The organism is Mycobacterium sp. IS-1264, assembly GCF_001954195.1.
Lineage (GTDB): Bacteria > Actinomycetota > Actinomycetes > Mycobacteriales > Mycobacteriaceae > Mycobacterium.
The window spans coordinates 59,300-75,408 of the sequence record NZ_MBES01000081.1; the positions used below are offsets into that span (position 1 = coordinate 59,300).

Annotated in this window: 14 protein-coding genes; 9 read left to right on the forward strand and 5 right to left on the reverse strand. The window is 66.5% G+C overall.

The annotated features are described in order from the left end of the window. Window positions 1–328 precede the first annotated feature (328 nt). From A5744_RS21910 to A5744_RS21935, 6 genes are all read left to right on the forward strand, one after another. Entirely contained in the window at window positions 329–1,099 is a 771-nt protein-coding gene (locus A5744_RS21910; protein ID WP_076064545.1) for an NAD(P)H-binding protein, read from the forward strand. Between the two features lie 311 nt (window positions 1,100–1,410). Then, window positions 1,411–1,833, forward strand: a complete 423-nt coding sequence (locus tag A5744_RS21915) for a heme-binding protein (RefSeq protein ID WP_076064474.1) — start codon at window positions 1,411–1,413, stop codon at window positions 1,831–1,833. A gap of 204 nt (window positions 1,834–2,037) precedes the next feature. Continuing rightward, window positions 2,038–3,093 (forward strand): DNA topoisomerase IB, encoded by a 1,056-nt coding sequence (locus A5744_RS21920; RefSeq protein ID WP_076064475.1) that lies wholly within the window; start codon window positions 2,038–2,040, stop codon window positions 3,091–3,093. Between the two features lie 92 nt (window positions 3,094–3,185). Next, the gene (locus A5744_RS21925) at window positions 3,186–4,238 is read left to right on the forward strand and encodes an SDR family oxidoreductase (RefSeq protein ID WP_076064476.1); all 1,053 of its coding nucleotides are present in this window, start codon (window positions 3,186–3,188) and stop codon (window positions 4,236–4,238) included. Between the two features lie 40 nt (window positions 4,239–4,278). Continuing rightward, complete coding sequence (locus A5744_RS21930) at window positions 4,279–6,072, forward strand: thiamine pyrophosphate-requiring protein (protein ID WP_076064477.1); 1,794 nt, start codon at window positions 4,279–4,281, stop codon at window positions 6,070–6,072. 3 nt (window positions 6,073–6,075) lie between these two features. Further along, a complete protein-coding gene (locus A5744_RS21935; RefSeq protein ID WP_076064478.1) occupies window positions 6,076–9,003 on the forward strand; it encodes an FAD-binding and (Fe-S)-binding domain-containing protein in 2,928 nt (975 codons plus the stop codon). Here the strand turns inward: A5744_RS21935 and A5744_RS21940 are convergent. Together A5744_RS21940 and A5744_RS21945 are read right to left on the reverse strand one after the other, a co-directional pair. Continuing rightward, entirely contained in the window at window positions 8,953–9,615 is a 663-nt protein-coding gene (locus tag A5744_RS21940) for a UdgX family uracil-DNA binding protein (RefSeq protein WP_076064479.1), read from the reverse strand. The genes A5744_RS21935 and A5744_RS21940 overlap by 51 nt on opposite strands. Before the next feature lie 115 nt (window positions 9,616–9,730). Beyond that, window positions 9,731–10,291, reverse strand: a complete 561-nt coding sequence (locus A5744_RS21945; protein WP_076064480.1) for a hemerythrin domain-containing protein — start codon at window positions 10,289–10,291, stop codon at window positions 9,731–9,733. A gap of 145 nt (window positions 10,292–10,436) precedes the next feature. Between A5744_RS21945 and A5744_RS21950 the strand changes: the two genes are divergently transcribed. Further along, window positions 10,437–11,483: a hypothetical protein gene (locus tag A5744_RS21950; protein WP_076064546.1), complete on the forward strand. Its 1,047-nt coding sequence runs from the start codon at window positions 10,437–10,439 to the stop codon at window positions 11,481–11,483. Window positions 11,484–11,506: 23 nt separating this feature from the next. After that, window positions 11,507–11,869 (forward strand): hypothetical protein, encoded by a 363-nt coding sequence (locus A5744_RS21955; RefSeq protein ID WP_076064481.1) that lies wholly within the window; start codon window positions 11,507–11,509, stop codon window positions 11,867–11,869. Here A5744_RS21955 and A5744_RS21960 read toward each other — a convergent pair. The 3 genes from A5744_RS21960 to A5744_RS21970 are packed head-to-tail and all read right to left on the reverse strand — an operon-like array spanning window position 11,817 to window position 14,114. Beyond that, window positions 11,817–12,158 carry a hypothetical protein gene (locus tag A5744_RS21960; protein ID WP_076064482.1) on the reverse strand — a complete coding sequence of 114 codons (342 nt, stop codon included), beginning with the start codon at window positions 12,156–12,158 and terminating at the stop codon, window positions 11,817–11,819. The two genes, A5744_RS21955 and A5744_RS21960, sit on opposite strands and share 53 nt — an antisense overlap. 1 nt (window position 12,159) lies before the next feature. Then, window positions 12,160–13,656 (reverse strand): molybdopterin-dependent oxidoreductase, encoded by a 1,497-nt coding sequence (locus tag A5744_RS21965; protein ID WP_076064483.1) that lies wholly within the window; start codon window positions 13,654–13,656, stop codon window positions 12,160–12,162. Between the two features lie 8 nt (window positions 13,657–13,664). Further along, window positions 13,665–14,114, reverse strand: coding sequence for an oxidoreductase (locus A5744_RS21970; RefSeq protein WP_076064484.1), 450 nt, complete (start codon window positions 14,112–14,114; stop codon window positions 13,665–13,667). Window positions 14,115–14,371: 257 nt separating this feature from the next. On the opposite strand from A5744_RS21970, the gene A5744_RS25255 reads away from it, so the two are divergent. Next, window positions 14,372–16,099, forward strand: a complete 1,728-nt coding sequence (locus A5744_RS25255) for a serine/threonine-protein kinase PknH/PknJ (protein ID WP_076064485.1) — start codon at window positions 14,372–14,374, stop codon at window positions 16,097–16,099. The last annotated feature ends 10 nt before the right edge of the window (window positions 16,100–16,109 follow it).

Sequence of the window (16,109 nt, forward strand, 5' to 3'; positions counted from 1 at the left end):
CTGGATGCGGATCGGCCTGATCAGCTGGCACGCGCCACGGCGTTCTTTGGTTCCTCGGTGCGTTAGCTGCCGGGCTAATCAACGCGTCCGCGTATATCGGCTTCCCGCGCCGCGGCCCGCCAAACGCGCCCCCCGCATCGCAACCGATTTCGCCTGGTCGACCCATGCGTGTCCTGAATCACCCGGGCGCGAACCGAATCAAGTTGCGTGGCTTGGCACTCCGGCGGATAGCGGCCGAAAATTTATCTGCCGAGCCTTGTTTGAACGCTCTGATCGCGGGTATAGCGGGGTCCCGGAAGCTGACGAGAGTGGGTACAAGACGACCAACATTGCTGTCGTTGGGGCGACCGGCACGGCCGGATCCCGCGTCACCGCCAGGCTGAAAGGCCGGGGTGTCGCGGTGGTCGAGCTCGCCCGTTCCCGCGGAGTTGACCTGATCTCAGGGCGCGGTCTGGCCGAGGCGCTGGAGGGAGTGGACGTCGTGATCGACGTGTCCGATCCGGTGCCGGACGGCGATCACGGCGACATCATCGACACCCTGGCCACCGCGTCGCACAACCTGGTCGGTGCGTGCGCCTCGCAGGGAGTCCAGCGGCTGGTGGCGTTGACGATTGCCGGCATCGACGACCCCACGCTCGATGCATCCCCCTACTACGTGGCCAAACGCGCGGCCAAGGAGATCGTGCTCAACGGTCCGGTGCCGACGACGATCGTCAAGTCCACGCAGTACCACGAGTTCGCCACCCACCCAGCGGCCGTGAGCTGCGATGACGACGAAGTGCTGGTCGAGGATTGGCTGATACAACCAATCGCCGCCGACACGGTCGCCGATGTGCTGGTCGAGGCCGCTCTGGGCCAGACCCGCACGCCGCGAACCATCACCGGCCCGCAAGACATCCGACTGCCCGAACTCACGTCGAAACTGCTCGAATCCCAGGGCGATGGCCGTCGCGTGCGCACCGTGCCACCGGCCCTGACGGCGCTCGCCGGTGGCGCACTGCTGGCACCGAACAACGCCATGGTCCTCGGCCCCGACATCGAAACGTGGCTGGACACCGTGGCGACCGACGGAGTGACGAACGGTTCGGCCAACGCCTAGCAAAGCAGAACAGAACAGCCATTTCGGGTCACGGCTTTATTACGATCGAGATCACGATCCGCTAAGAAGACCTCGGATTCTCTGAGAGTTTGGCCATTCGCTTAGCACATCAGCATCAATCTGTCCGTCTAGTCACGCACCCGGCCGCACGCAGTGATTCGCGTTGATTTTGCTTCGGCACCGGCCCTAGTCGCCCCGGCTACTTTGGATTTCGGGCCTCGGGAGCCCGCGCGAAGCAACGAAAAATCGAAGCGACGAGAAATCGAAGCAACGAGAAATCACTGCGAGAATTCGAAGGACAATCACCGATCATGAAAATCAGCAACAACCTCACGCGCCAGGTCACGCGCCGGAGAGTGGCCGGTGTCAGCGCCGGCGTCTTGCTCGGGGGCATGGCCGCGGGCATGGCCGTGGGCATCGTCGCCGCGCCGTCGGCAGCCGCAGCACCCGACTGCAGCCCCGCCGGCGTCAACGCCACCGTCTCCTCGGTCACGGACTCGGCCCAGCAATACCTTGCCGGGCATCCGGGTGCCAACCAGGTGGTCATGGCCGCTTACGGGCAGCCGCGCGCGCAGGCCGCATCCAACTTGCGGAACTACTTCACCGCGCACCCGCAGGAGTACTACGACCTGCGCGGGATCCTGGCACCGATCGGCGACACCGAGCGCCAGTGCAGCGTGACGGCACTACCGCCGAATCTGGAGTCTGCCTACCAGGAGTTCATGGCCGGCTGACGCTCCCAGAAACGACCCGCCACCACCGCTGTGGCGGGTCGTTCTGCGCGGGGGGTGTTACCAGCCCCAAAAACCAGCCCCGTGTGAACGGGTCGCCGGATGGGTAATTGTCCAGCCAGACAACGGGACTGCCAGACAACGGGACTGCCAGACAACGGGACTGCCAGACAACGGGACTGCCAGACAACACGACTGGAAGGCACAATGCGGCTGCGTCGCAGTGAGCTCAGCAAGCCGGGGATCACGCGCAAGCGCCGCGGCAAGGGTTTCGCCTATTTCGGGACGGATGGCGAGCCGCTGGACGACGAGCGCACCCTGCAGCGGATCAAGGATCTCGTGATCCCGCCGGCGTGGAAGAAAGTGTGGATCTCACCGCACCCCAACGGCCACATACAGGCCGTGGGCACCGACGCCGCCGGTCGCCGCCAGTACCTCTACCACGCGGCCTGGCAGCAGGAACGTGCCGAGGAGAAGTTCGACCGCGTCCTGGAACTGTCCACACAGTTGCCGGCCTGGCGCGACCGCGTCGCCGCGGACCTCGCGGGTCGGGGGCTGACGCGTGAGCGGGTGCTGGCGCTCGCGCTGCGCCTCCTTGATCGTGGCTACTTCCGCGCCGGCGGTGAGCAGTACGCCGAGGAGAACGAATCCTATGGAATCGCCACCCTGCTGTGCGAGCACGTCACGGTGCGTCGCGAGGCGGTCGAATTCGACTACCCCGCCAAAAGCGGGGTGCGGCGAACTCTGGAAATCGAGGACCCCGCGGTGGTCCGCGCGGTGCGGGCACTGACGCGCCGGACCGAGCGAACCGAGCGATTGCTGGTGTGCCGTACCGCATCCGGATGGATAGACGTGCGCGCCGACGACCTCAACGCCCGGTTCAAGGAGCTCGTCGGCGACGAATACACCGTCAAGGATCTGCGGACCTGGCATGGGACGGTACTGGCCGCGGCGGCGTTCGCCGACGCTGACCCCGCCGTCTCGCAGCGGGTGGCCAAGCGCGTCGAGGCCGCGGTCATGCGGGAGGTCGCCGAGGAACTGGGCAATACGCCGGCGGTTGCCCGCGGCTCCTATGTAGATCCGCGCGTCGTCACCGGCTACCGGCAGGGGCAGACCATCGCCGCGGCGACCGCTCGCGCCGCTCGCGCCCGCCGACCAGAGGCCGTCCAGGAAATCCTGGAGCGGGCCACCCGCGCGCTGATTCGCCGAGTAGCCAAGGGCGACAGCGCATCTGGCTTGACCGCCCTGCCCAAGAGCGCGTGACCCGACGGGCCGCCACGTAATTACACAATCGTTATCGTAAAAAATCGGATCGGCGACGCATAACGGCGAAGAATCCGGGTATGACGTGATGCGTGGGGAGTGCTGAAGGCGCACGCGCGAATCAGACCGCGAATCAGACCGTGGTGGTGACTGGCGCCAGCGGGGGCATCGGGCGCGCCACCGCCACCGCGTTCGGAGCGCGGGGCGCGCATGTCGGCCTGGTCGCGCGTGGCGAGAAGGGACTGAACGCCGCGGCCCGCGACGTCGAAGCCGCCGGCGGCAAAGCGTGCGTCATACCGACCGACGTCGCCGACCCAGAGCAGTGCGAGGCCGCCGCCGAGGAGGTCGAGCGGACCTTCGGGCCCATAGACGTCTGGGTGAACGTCGCATTCACTTCGGTGTTTGCCCCGTTCTGGGAAATCACGCCCGCGGAGTTCAAGCGCGTGACCGAAGTGACCTACCTGGGCTTCGTGTACTGCACCATGGCCGCGTTGAAGCGGATGAGGCCCCGCGACGCCGGCACCATCGTGCAGGTCGGCTCCGCGCTTGCCTACCGCGGCATCCCGCTGCAAAGCGCCTACTGCGGTGCCAAACACGCGACGCAGGGCTTCAACGAGGCGCTGCGATGCGAGCTGCTGCACGAACACAGCAACGTCCGCGTCACCATGGTCCAGATGCCGGCGGTCAACACCCCGCAGTTCTCCTGGGTCCTGTCGCGCTTACCCAAGCAGGCCCAGCCGGTTCCGCCGATCTACCAGCCCGAGATCCCCGCGCAAGCCGTGCTCTACGCCGCGGATCATCCACAGCGACGCGAGTATTGGGTGGGCGGCAGCACCGTGGGAACCCTGGCCGCCAACGCGATAGCGCCGGGTCTGCTGGATCGCTACCTCGCCCGCACCGGCTTCGACTCGCAGCAGACCGACGATCCCCGCCCGGCCGACCAGCCGGCCAACTTGTGGGAGCCCGCCGACGGCAGCGATGGCCGGGACTACGGCGCACACGGCATTTTCGACGACACATCCACCAACCGCAGTTTCCAGCTATGGGGTTCGCAACACCACGGCCTCCTCGGGGGTACCGCGACGGCGGCGTTTGCCGCCGCGGCCGGGGCGGCGGTGCGCAGGTTACGACGATGGCGTCGCTGACCGGCGCGCGAAACCAGGAGCGAAACTAGGAGGGAAATTCATGTCCAAGCAAGAGGTCAGCGACTACCTGTTGGAGCGGTTGCGGGCGTGGAATGTTGAGCACGTCTTCGCCTATCCCGGGGACGGCATCAACGGAATCCTCGCCGCGTGGGGCCGAGCCGACAACAAGCCGATGTTCATCCAGTCGCGCCACGAGGAGATGAGCGCCTTCGAAGCGGTCGGGTACGCGAAATTCACCGGCCGTGTCGGGGTGTGCATGGCCACGTCGGGGCCCGGCGCGATTCATCTGCTCAACGGCCTCTACGACGCCAAACTCGACCACGTGCCGGTGGTCGCCATCGTCGGGCAGACCAACCGCAGCGCCATGGGCGGGTCCTACCAACAGGAGGTCGACCTGCTCAGCCTGTACAAAGACGTCGCCAGCGACTACGTCCAAATGGTCACCGTGCCAGAGCAATTGCCCAACGTCCTGGACCGCGCCATCCGGGTCGCGCTGACCGAGCGCACGACGACCGCCCTGATCATCCCGGCCGATGTGCAGGAACTGGAATACTCGCCGCCCAGCCACGCCTTCAAGATGGTGCCCTCGAGTCTGGGCATCGAATGGCCGGCCATCTCCCCCGACGACGAGGCCATCACACGCGCGGCCGAGGTGCTCAACGAGGGCACGAAGGTCGCCATGCTGGTGGGCCAGGGCGCGCGTGAGGCTCGCGACGAGCTCGTCGAAGTAGCCGACCTACTCGGCGCCGGCGCGGCGAAGGCGCTGCTGGGCAAGGACGTGCTGCCCGACGAATTGCCCTGGGTCACAGGGGCTATCGGACTGCTCGGCACGCGCCCGAGCTACGAGCTCATGCGCGACTGCGACGCCTTGCTGACCGTGGGATCCAGCTTCCCCTACACCCAATTCATGCCTCAGTTCGGGCAGTGCAAAGCGGTGCAGATCGACGTCGACGGCCGGATGATCGGGATGCGCTACCCGTATTCGATCAACATCGTCGCCGACGCGAAATCCGCGCTGCGGGCCCTGATTCCCAAGCTGCGCCGCAAGGAGGACCGGTCCTGGCGTGAGGGCATCGAGGCGAACGTGGCCCGGTGGTGGGAAACCATGGACATGGAGGCCAAGGTCAGCGCCCACCCGATCAACCCGCTGCGGCTTTTCTCGGAGCTTTCCCCCCAGCTGCCCGACGACGTGATCGTCACGGCGGATTCCGGTTCCGCGGCCAACTGGTATGCGCGAAACCTGAAGTTCCGCGGGAACATGCGGGGTTCGCTTTCGGGCAACCTCGCCACGATGGGCCCCGGTGTCCCGTACGCTATCGGCGCAAAATTCGCTCACCCGCAACGGCCGGTCATCGCGTTCGCCGGGGACGGCGCCATGCAGATGAACGGCATGGCCGAACTGATCACGATCAAACGGTACTGGCACGAGTGGGAGGATCCGCGCCTGATCGTCGCGGTCCTGCACAACAACGACCTAAACCAGGTCACGTGGGAAATGCGCGCCATGGCCGGTGCGCCGAAATTCGTTGAGTCCCAGGCGCTTCCCGATGTCGATTTCGCGGCGTTTGCGGCCAGTCTCGGTCTCAACGCGTTGTCCGTCAAGGATCCCGAGGAGCTCGGGGACGCCTGGCGGGACGCGCTCTCGGCCGACCGTCCGACCGTGATGGACGTCTTCACCGACCCCGACATGCCGCCGATCCCGCCGCACGCCACCTGGGAACAGTTCAAGGCGGCCAGCGCCGCGGTGCTCGGTGGCGACGAAGATCGGCGGGGCTTCGTCAAGGTGGGCCTCAAAGCGAAGGCACAAGAGTTCCTGCCGCACAAGAAGAGTTAACCCGTGAAGAGCCGTACACCGACGCTGTTCGAAGCGGTGGCCGCTGACCTCCGCGCCGAGGTTGACGGGGAAATCAGGTTCGATCCCGGCTCGCGTGCGGCCTACTCCACCGATGCGTCCAACTACCGGCAGGTGCCCATCGGCGTGGTGGTGCCGCGCACCCTGGAGGCCGGGGTCAAGACCATCGACGTGTGCCGCCGCCACAACCTGCCCGTGTTGTCCCGTGGCGGCGGCACCAGTCTGGCCGGGCAGAGCTGCAACGCCGCGGTGGTCATCGACTGGAGCAAGTACTGCACCCGGATCGGTTCGGTGGACACCGAGGCGGGAATCGCGGTGGTGGAGCCCGGCATCAAGCTCGATGTGCTCAACGACAAGCTGGAGTCCTCGGGTTGGATGGTGGGCCCGAAACCGTCCACCCATGTCAGCTGCGCGATCGGCGGCATGATCGGCAACAACTCCTGCGGTTCTTCGGCCCAGGCGTACGGCAAGATGGTCGACTCCGTGCGCCGCCTCGAGGTGGTGACCTACGACGGGCTTCGGATGTGGGTCGGTCAGACGGACGACGACGAGTACAACCGGATACTCGACGAAGGTGGCCGGCGCGCCGAGATCTACCGCGGCCTCAGGGCACTCGCCGAAAGATATGCCGACGACATCCGGTCGCGCTATCCCCAAATCCCGAGGCGTGTTTCCGGGTACAACCTCGATTCGTTGTTGCCGGAGAACGGCTTTCACGTCGCCAAGGCCCTGGTTGGTTCGGAGAGCACCCTGGTCACCGTGCTGCGGGCGGAGCTGCAGCTGGTTCGCATACCGGCCGCCACAGCGCTGGTGGTCATGGGCTTCGACGACGTGGCCTCGGCGGCCGACGCGGTGCCGGCCGTGCTCGAACATGACCCCGCGGCGCTGGAGGGTCTGGATCACCGGCTGGTGGAACTCGAGCATTCACAGAAGCTGGCCGAGCAGGCGCTGCGCCAGCTGCCCGACGGCAACGCCTGGCTGATGGTGCAGATCGACGGCGACAACCAGGACGACGCGGACCGCAAGGCCAAGTCGATGATCGACGCGTTGCACAAGGTGTCGCACAACGGCGTCACCGTCGTGGACGACCCGACCCGCAAGGAGGAAGTCTGGGCCGCCCGGGAGGCCGGGCTCGGTGCCACCGCGTATCCGCCCAACGAGCCCGAGACCCACGAGGGATGGGAAGACGCCGCGGTGCCGCCGCAGCGGCTCGGCGATTACCTACGCGATTTCCGCGAGCTGCTCGAGCGCTACGACTACGGGACCGCCTCGCTGTACGGGCATTTCGGGCAGGGCTGCGTGCACACCCGCATCCCGTTCGTGTTACGCACCGCCGCGGGCATCGCCAAATACCGTTCCTTCGTGGAAGATTCGGCGCGACTGGTCGTGAAATACGGCGGCTCGCTGTCCGGCGAACACGGTGACGGACAATCCCGCGGCGAGCTGCTACCGATCATGTTCGGCGAGCGTGTGGTGCAGGCGTTCGAGCAGACCAAAGCGCTGTTCGATCCGGACAACCGGATGAACCCCGGCAAGGTCGTCCACCCCTACAAACTCGACGAAAACCTGCGCTTCGGAGTCGATTACCGCCCCGCCGAGCCGGATGTCATGTTCGCCTACCCGGACGACGACCACCGATTCTCCCGCGCCGCCGCGCGCTGCGTGGGCGTCGGCAAGTGCCGCGGCCACGAATCGGGCGTGATGTGCCCCAGCTACCGCGCGACCCAGGAGGAGGAGCACTCCACCCGCGGCCGGGCCCGGCTGCTGTTCGAGATGGTGCAGGGTGACATCATCACCGACGGCTGGCGCTCCACCGCGGTGCACGACGCGCTCGATCTCTGCCTGGCCTGCAAGGGCTGTCGCAGCGACTGCCCGGTCGACGTCGACATGGCCACCTACAAGGCGGAGTTCCTGTTCCATCACTATCGACGTCGGCTGCGGCCGATGGCGCACTACTCGATGGGTTGGATCCCGCTGTGGGCCCGGCTGGCCGCGACCGCGCCCGGCCCGCTCAATGCCGTGACACACGCGCGCGGGCTCTCGACATTGGTCAAGAAGGCCGGCGGAATCGACCCGCATCGCGAGCTGCCGCGCTTCGCCGATGAGAGGTTCACCCGTTGGTTCTCCCGGCGCCGATCGGCCGCCGGTGAGCCGCCACGCGGACGGGTGGTGCTCTGGCCGGACAGCTTCGTCAACAACTTCGAACCCGAGGTGGGACAGGCCGCCGTCGCGGTGCTGGAATCGGCGGGCTTCGCCGTCGACGTTCCGCAGCGAACCGTGTGCTGCGGCCTGACCTGGATCTCCACGGGTCAGCTGAAGATCGCCAAACGCGTTCTGCGCCGGACTCTTACGGCGCTACGGCCGGCGCTGCGGACGAGCACACCGGTGGTGGTGCTGGAACCCAGCTGCGCCGCGGTGTTCCGCTCCGACCTGCCCGAGCTCCTTTTCGGCGACGAGGATGCGCATCGGCTGGCCAAGCAAACCTACACTCTCGGTGAGCTTTTGGCGCGCAAGGCGCCGGACTGGGAGCCACCCCAGATCGGCGCCCAGGCGGTGGTTCAGCAGCACTGCCATCAGCACGCGATATTGGGTTACAGCCACGACAAGCAGCTGCTCGTCGATGCCGGAGTGGACACCGACGTGCTCGACGCAGGATGTTGCGGCCTGGCAGGCAATTTCGGCTTCGAAAAAGGCCACTACGACGTGTCGGTCGCGTGCGCCGAAGACAAACTGATGCCCGCGCTGCGCGACGCCGATCCCGAAACGCTGGTGCTGGCCGACGGGTTCAGTTGCCGCACCCAGATTCGCGAACTCGACAGCGACCGCAAGCCGATGCACCTCGCGCAGGTCATCGCCGCGGCGCTAGCCGCCCACGAGAGCGGCCCGCGCGCTGCGCAAATCGTCGACGAATAGTCGATACGCCTCATCGCGCCGGTCACTGCGATCACGCAGCACCGCCGACGGGTGCACGGTCGCAACCACGCTCGGCTCGGGGTCGAACTCCAGGTCACCCTCCGAGGGAAGTGCCACCACGTGGCCGCGCTCGGTGGAGACCCGAAACGACGGTCCCATCAGCGCCTGCGCGGCGGTCGCCCCGAGACACAGGATTATCTGGGGGCCCAGCGCCTCTATCTCCGCGATGAGCCATGGTCGGCACGCGACAACCTCGGTGCGACTGGGTTTCTGGTGTATCCGCCGCTTGCCGTCCTTGCGGGTGAACTTGAAATGCTTCACCGCATTGGTCTGGTAGGTCATCCCCGGATCGATGTCGGCCTCGTCGAGCGCCCGGGCGAGCAATCGCCCGGCCGGACCGACGAACGGCAAACCCGCACGATCCTCCTGGTCGCCCGGTTGCTCACCGACCAACATGATCGGCGCTCCGGGGGGCCCGTGACCGAAGACGGTTTGCGTCGCGTCCTGGAAAAGCGTGCAACCCCGGCAATGTTCGGCCGCCGACTTCAACGAATCGAGGCGACGGTCCTCGGGCAGGTAGCGCGCCGCGCTCGTCGTCTTCGTGGTACTCATTGGGCCTCAAGCGCCGCAGGACAGGAAGTAGCCCAGGGACGTCATGCCCCTGGGCATACCCCTGCGGGACCGCCCGAAAACTCCCGGCTAGCCCTTACCGACTAGCCCTTACCGACTAGCCCTTACCGACAATGGCGTCGCGAGCCCGGTCCAGCATCGCCGCGAACGGACCGGCGACCAAGTTGGCCACCCGCGACTCGACCCCGGCGTGTGGCCGGGTGGGTGCGATCGCCTCGGCGAGCTTGGCGGCGCGGCCCATGGTTTCGAGCTCGCGACTGCTCAATTCCTCGCCCAGCTTGGCGAACTCGTCGTTTTCCTCATGGTTCGCGTGCTCGAGGACGGAGTCGCGGAGCTCCGTGAGCTCGCGGGTGAATTCCTCGCTGTCCACGTCGAGCTTCTCCAGCTTCTGCAGCACCGTCTTGGCTTCGTGCTCTTCCTCCAGCCGCTCGCCGACCACCGACTCCCCGTCGGCCATCTTGCGTTTCGCCCGTGGATGAACGATTTCCTCCTCGGCGGTTTCGTGTACGGCGAGCAGTTGACGGAGTTCGACGAACGCCTTCTCCCGCGCCTCGCCCGACGCGGCAAGCGTTTTGGCGAAGAGCGACATGATCCGCTCGTGTTGGCTAGTAAGGAATTCGACCACGTCGGTGGGCGACGTGATGGCAGTCGGAGCCATAGTGTCCTCCCCTTGATCGTCCTGATCATCGTGTCGGGGCGCGCGGGCTGTTTGCGCGCCTTTCAGCGGCTACCCGGCAGCACTTTCACCAAACGTTTCCCAGGTCATCGGGTGTAGGGGCGTGGAGGCGGGGTATTTGATCGACATGGGCGATCGCAGGTGCCTGCTCCGACGCTTGGCCGTCGCCGGCGCGGCACTGATCGCGATCGGTTGTTCGACGCCGGGCACGACACTGGAGAGCGCTCCCGAGGTCCTGCTGTGGTCGGTCGGCGCCATGTTGCACCAACCGGTGTGGTCGTATCGGACGCACGCCATGGTCGCGCTCACCGACGACAACCGGGTGGCCGAGGTCACGGGGAGCGCCCGCGACCACGACGCCAAGACGCGGTTGTCCATGCCGATGGCGGTGGGGCGCAATCTCCAGATCAGTCAGAAAGACGACCGCATGGTGTTCGTGCCTCAGCCGGAGCGCGGCCGGGTCGCCGAGGTCGATCTTGAAAGTCTGCGCCAAGTCGAGGATTTCGACGCCGGCCCGGCCCCGGCCTACCTCGCCGAAGACGCGGGCATGCGGGTCTTGCTTGCCCTGTCGGCAGACGGGAAGTCGGTGACGCCGGTGGACCAGTATGGGTACCACAAGCTACCGACCGCCGGCATCACCGGCGACCCCGCGGACACCATCGACGGCGCCAACCGCGGGCGCGAGATCGACTACCACCTCTATGGTCCGTCGGGAATCCGTTACTACGAGGGCCCCTCGTCACCCCCCGAGGAACAGGGTTCCTTGCAGATGGACGCCACGGTTTCGGCGGGCGACGGCGCCAACGCCGAACGCACCTATGTCGCCGGTCGCAACGACAGCACGCTTTATGCGATCGACGCGCGCCACGGCGAGAACGGGCTGGATGTGCTCGCCAGCGCCAAGCTGCCATCGGCGATCCGAGAACTCGGCACCGACGACAGCCGGATCTATGCCGCCACCGACCACGAGGTGGTGGTGCTCGAGACGGCAAGCTTCACCGGCTTCCCGGACGGGAAGATTCACGTGATCCGCGTCATCGACTACCGGGCCCACCTGCCCGGCGGCGCGGTCCAGTCGGCACGCCTGTCGGGCATGGCGATCGGGCCGCACCGCGTATACCTCACACTGGCCGATGCGCCGTATGTGGTCAGCGTCGCCAAACCGCATTTGTGAGTAGGTGAGTAGAGGAGATACCGATGAGCGCAACACAAAATCCCACTCGCACGGCGGTCGAGATCGACGATGACGTCGAATTGATCAGCGGACAGATCAAGGCGCTCAAGGAACTCGGCAAAAAGGACGACGAAGAGGCGATAAGCGAAGGACAGCGCTACGACTTCAGCATCAGGTGGGGCACGGTGCTGGCGGGGCGGCTGCGCCGGCTGGTGCACTACAGTTCGCTGGGCCGGCTCGACGACGCCGACGAGCGCAGATTCCGCGCGTTGTGCGACGAGCTGCGCGCGCTATCGCATCTGATCGATCGATTCCGGCTCGCTCACCCGAATTTCACCGAGCCCGGGCCCGCAACGGCCAAGCGGTTCCGTCGTCGGTCTCGCTGAGAAAACTCTTCTCGGGCAAGACAATTCCGGTCCGCGGTTTGGCGCACTCCGGGTTCCGACAGGTCAGCGCGATCATATAGGCATCGGAGTCCTCATCGAGAAATAGGAAGCCGAGATACAGGGCGTGGCCGACGTCGAAGTTCTTCTCGCCGCAGGATTCGCAGTAGCCGCCCTTGGCCGCTATCTGTTCGAGCACCCGCTCGCGGGAATCGCGGTCCAGGGCGAACAGCTCGGGGCGCACGTGGTCGGGTGGAACGTCGTCGGCCGCGTTTTCGGTAGGGGCGCCCATGTCAGATCTCCACGTCCTTGTCGTAATGGACGTTGTCTTCGCGCCAGCCGCCCAAGCCGTAGCCGATGCAGCGATGGTCGTCGATGAACTCGATCTGGTAGATCCATTTCGCCATCTTGAAGCCCACCTGGGTCTCCACCCGTAGCCGCAGGGGCGCACCGTGCTTGATGGGCAACGGCTTTCCGTTCATCTCATACGCCAGGATGGTTTGCGGCTTGTAGGCCAGCTCGAGGTCCATCACCTCGTAGAACTGCCCCTCCCCTTCCGCGCTTGGCTCGTCACGGCCGGTGTCCTGCATCGTCAGACAACACACGTACCGCGCCTGCGGAAGCGGCCGCACCAGGTCGGCGACCGAGGCCAGCGAAACCCCCGCCCACTCACCGATGCTCGACCAGCCCTGCACGCAGTTGTGCAGCACGCGTTGACGTTCCGGTTCGGCCAGGGCGCGCAGTGCGGCCAGGTCCAAAGTCACCGGCCGTTCGACGAGTCCGCCGACCCGCAGCCGCCAGTCCACGAAGTTGTGCACCGCCATCACCTTGTAGGCGGGTGAACACGGCGGCTTACCGTTGACTCGATGCTCCTGCGACAGCATGCGTTCCGGGTAGTTCTGTCGCGAGTCCAGCGGGCGCAGCAGGATGAGCCGGGCACGTGTGACCACCGCGCCGAGTATGCGGCGAACCTGGACGGGGTTACGCAGACTCCAGACCGTCGCAGCGACATGGATGGCGACGATCACGCCGATGATCACGAACGACAACACGACCGCCAGCGTGAGATTGCGTACCGAACCAAAGATCATCGCGGCGTTGAGTTGACCCCAGCCCCAGAAAAAGATCATCGACAGGTGGACCGCGATGAAGATCAGGAACGCGACCAATCCGATGAAATGCAGACTGCGCGCCCATTGCCGTCCGCCGAGGAGCCGCACGAACCAGGGGAATCGAGCCTCGATGGCCGGGGATTGCGCCGCGCCCGTGAGGATCTGGAACGGCGCCAGCAGGAAGATGACACCGGCGTAGGTGAGTTTCTGGATGGCGTCCAGGGGTTCGCCGGGCAGCAACGACGGCAGGTTGAATGTCACATAGGCGACGACGTCGTTCCACGCCTCCCCGAAGATCGACCACGAGTACGGCCAATAGCGGTGCCATTGGCCGGTGGCGAACAGCAGGATGTAGTACGAAAGCCCCACCAAAATCCACCCGATCACCGAGACAAAGTGCCAATGGCGGCCCATGCCGAGCTTCTTGTGGCCGGGCAGCGCGATCAGGGAGCTGTAGTCCTCTTCTTCGTCGAGGGTGTCGTAGAGCTTGTCGGTCGGCATTTTCTTGGTGGTGAAGCGCGCCCATTCGGTCCCGGGCTTGCTGTCGTCGCGCCAGTACAGCTTGGGATGCGTGGACAGGATCTCGATGCCGCTGCGCAGCAACAACGTCAGAAACAGGACGTTGAGCCAATGGTCGACGCGTAGCCACGCCGGGTAGTCGAGCACTGCGTCGGTCATCCGCTCGCTCAGTCCTCCCAGTGCTGCCGCCGCGGATAGGCGACGTTGATGCCCAGCAGCACCGATCCGTGCAACGCGATGAAGGCGCCCGCGAACGCGAGCGTCAGGCTCGCCGGCGCGAAGTCCCACCTTCCGGTCACGGCCACCAGCCCGGGCAGGCTGGCCATCCGGGTGCCGACGTCGACGGCGAGAACCGCGAACGCGAGCAGGCTACCGAAATACCAACCTGCCTGTGCCACACGAGGATTCCGTGCGTATCCGAGGCTGCCGGCAAACATCAGGCACAGCGCGATCACCACAGCGGCGTAAGCCTGAAAATACGGCGGCAGCGCGTCTTGGCTGGTCCACACGTAGATGTGCATCGCGGCGATGCCGACTAGCAACAAGACGCCCAAGCCCGTTACGGCCCTGGGCAAATCAAAAGCGACATATCCGCCCAGGCTGAGCACTCGAAACATCCGGCTTTGATGCCAACTTTCTGGCCATGTCTCGACACGAAGGCCCACGATTCGCGCGTACCCCGCCGCGTCCGGCTCAAACGGCGCTGGGCACCCGCGGAGAGCCATTGTGCCGGTGGATTTTTCACCGACGGGCCGATGGCGAGGGCGGGTGGCGAGGGGAGCGCGTTGGCGGGGTGACTTGGCCATCTGCCGGTTTTGCCGCAACATTGCCGGACACGCCCCTGCGGAACGGGGTTGACCTTAGGGTGTTTTGCATGCTGACGGTGGGATCCGTGGTGGGCGGCTACCGCGTTGAGCGTGTGCTGGGCACGGGCGGGATGGGTGCGGTCTATCTGGCCGCCGACCCCGGCCTTCCGCGCCACATCGCGCTCAAGGTGCTCTCGGCCCAGCTGTCGCGCGACCCCGACTTCCGGGCGCGGTTCATCCGGGAGGCCGACATGGCGGCGGCCCTCGATCACCCCCAGATCGTGTCGGTGTACAACCGCGGGCAGACCGAGGACGGCCAGCTCTGGATTGCGATGCAGTTCGTCGACGGCACCGACGCCGATGCCGCGCTGCACGCGGGAACCATGAGCCCGCAACGCGTCGTGCACATCCTCGTTGAGGTGGCCAAGGCGCTCGACTTCGCGCATGCCCGCAACGTGGTGCACCGCGATGTCAAGCCCGCGAACTTTCTGCTTTCGGGGCCCATCGGTCCCGGCGAACGGGTCCTGCTCGGCGATTTCGGCGTGGCGCGCGCCCTCGACGACGTCGGCCTGACCGCGACGAATTCGGTGATGGCGACCGTCGCCTACGCCGCCCCGGAAGTACTGTCGAATTCGCCGATCGACGGCCGGATCGACATCTACTCCCTAGGCTGCACCATGTTTCGGCTGCTGACGGGCAAGACGCCGTTCCCGGACACCAACGGGGTGGCGGGCGTGATGGCGGCCCACCTGTTCGCCCCGCCGCCCCGGGTCACCGAGCCGATGCCCTGGCTGCCGGCCGCGCTCGACCACGTCGTTGCCACCGCGATGGCCAAGGATCCCGCGGCCCGCTTCCCCTCGGCCGGCGCGCTGGCCGAAGCGGCGGCGGCCGCGTTGCACGATCGCACGGTGAGCGCGCCGTTGCCGCCCGTGCCCAGCCGCGAGGTCCGCTCCTATCCGCGAACCGACTCTCCGGCACGACCGGGATGGGAGCACAGCGGTCCGCGCACCATGGCCCCCGGGCCGGGTCCGCCCGCCCGGCGGCGCCGGCGCACCCTGATCGCCCTCGCGCTGTCCGCGGTGGTGGTGCTCGTTGTCGGCACGGTCGCCGTCCTGGCCTGGCCCAACGACTCGACCGACAACCCCGGCGGCGCCTCCCGGACGGGATCCGGGCTCCAGGGATCCGTGCCCGCTTTGGCGGACGGGCCGCCGGCAACCGATATCACCGCCGCGCAGCTACGCCCGATCCTGCTCACCACCGCGGAGATCGCCGGCGTCGCACATGGCGATACCGTCACCCTCGAGCGTGACGGCGCCGTCCTGCTCGACGACGCCGCGACGATCGACAACCAGCAGTGCCTGCCGGCCTGGGCCCCCGCGCAACAATCGGTCTACGCGAACAGTGCCTACACCGGCGTGGCCGCGCAGGAGTTGCGTGCCATGTACCAAAAGGCGTGGCAAGACAGCATCACCCAGGCCGTCATCGCCTTCCCGTCCCAGGACAAGGCCGGGTTGTCGTATATCTCCCAACGCGAGCAGTGGGGGCTGTGCGGCGGCAAACCCGTCACGATCACCCCGCCCGGTGAGGGACCGCAGGTGTGGGAATTCGGCCAGCCGTTCACCACCTCCGGCGTGCTGACGATCTCGGCCGGCCTGCGCGGAGGCAACGCGTCCTGCCAGCACGGAATGATGGAGCGCGGCAACGTGATCATCGACATCGTCCAGTGCCATGCCGGCGGCGGCGCCGACGTCGCCGCGCTCGTCACCGCGACGGCCGCAAAAGTGCCCCGGCAGTGACTGGGGTGAC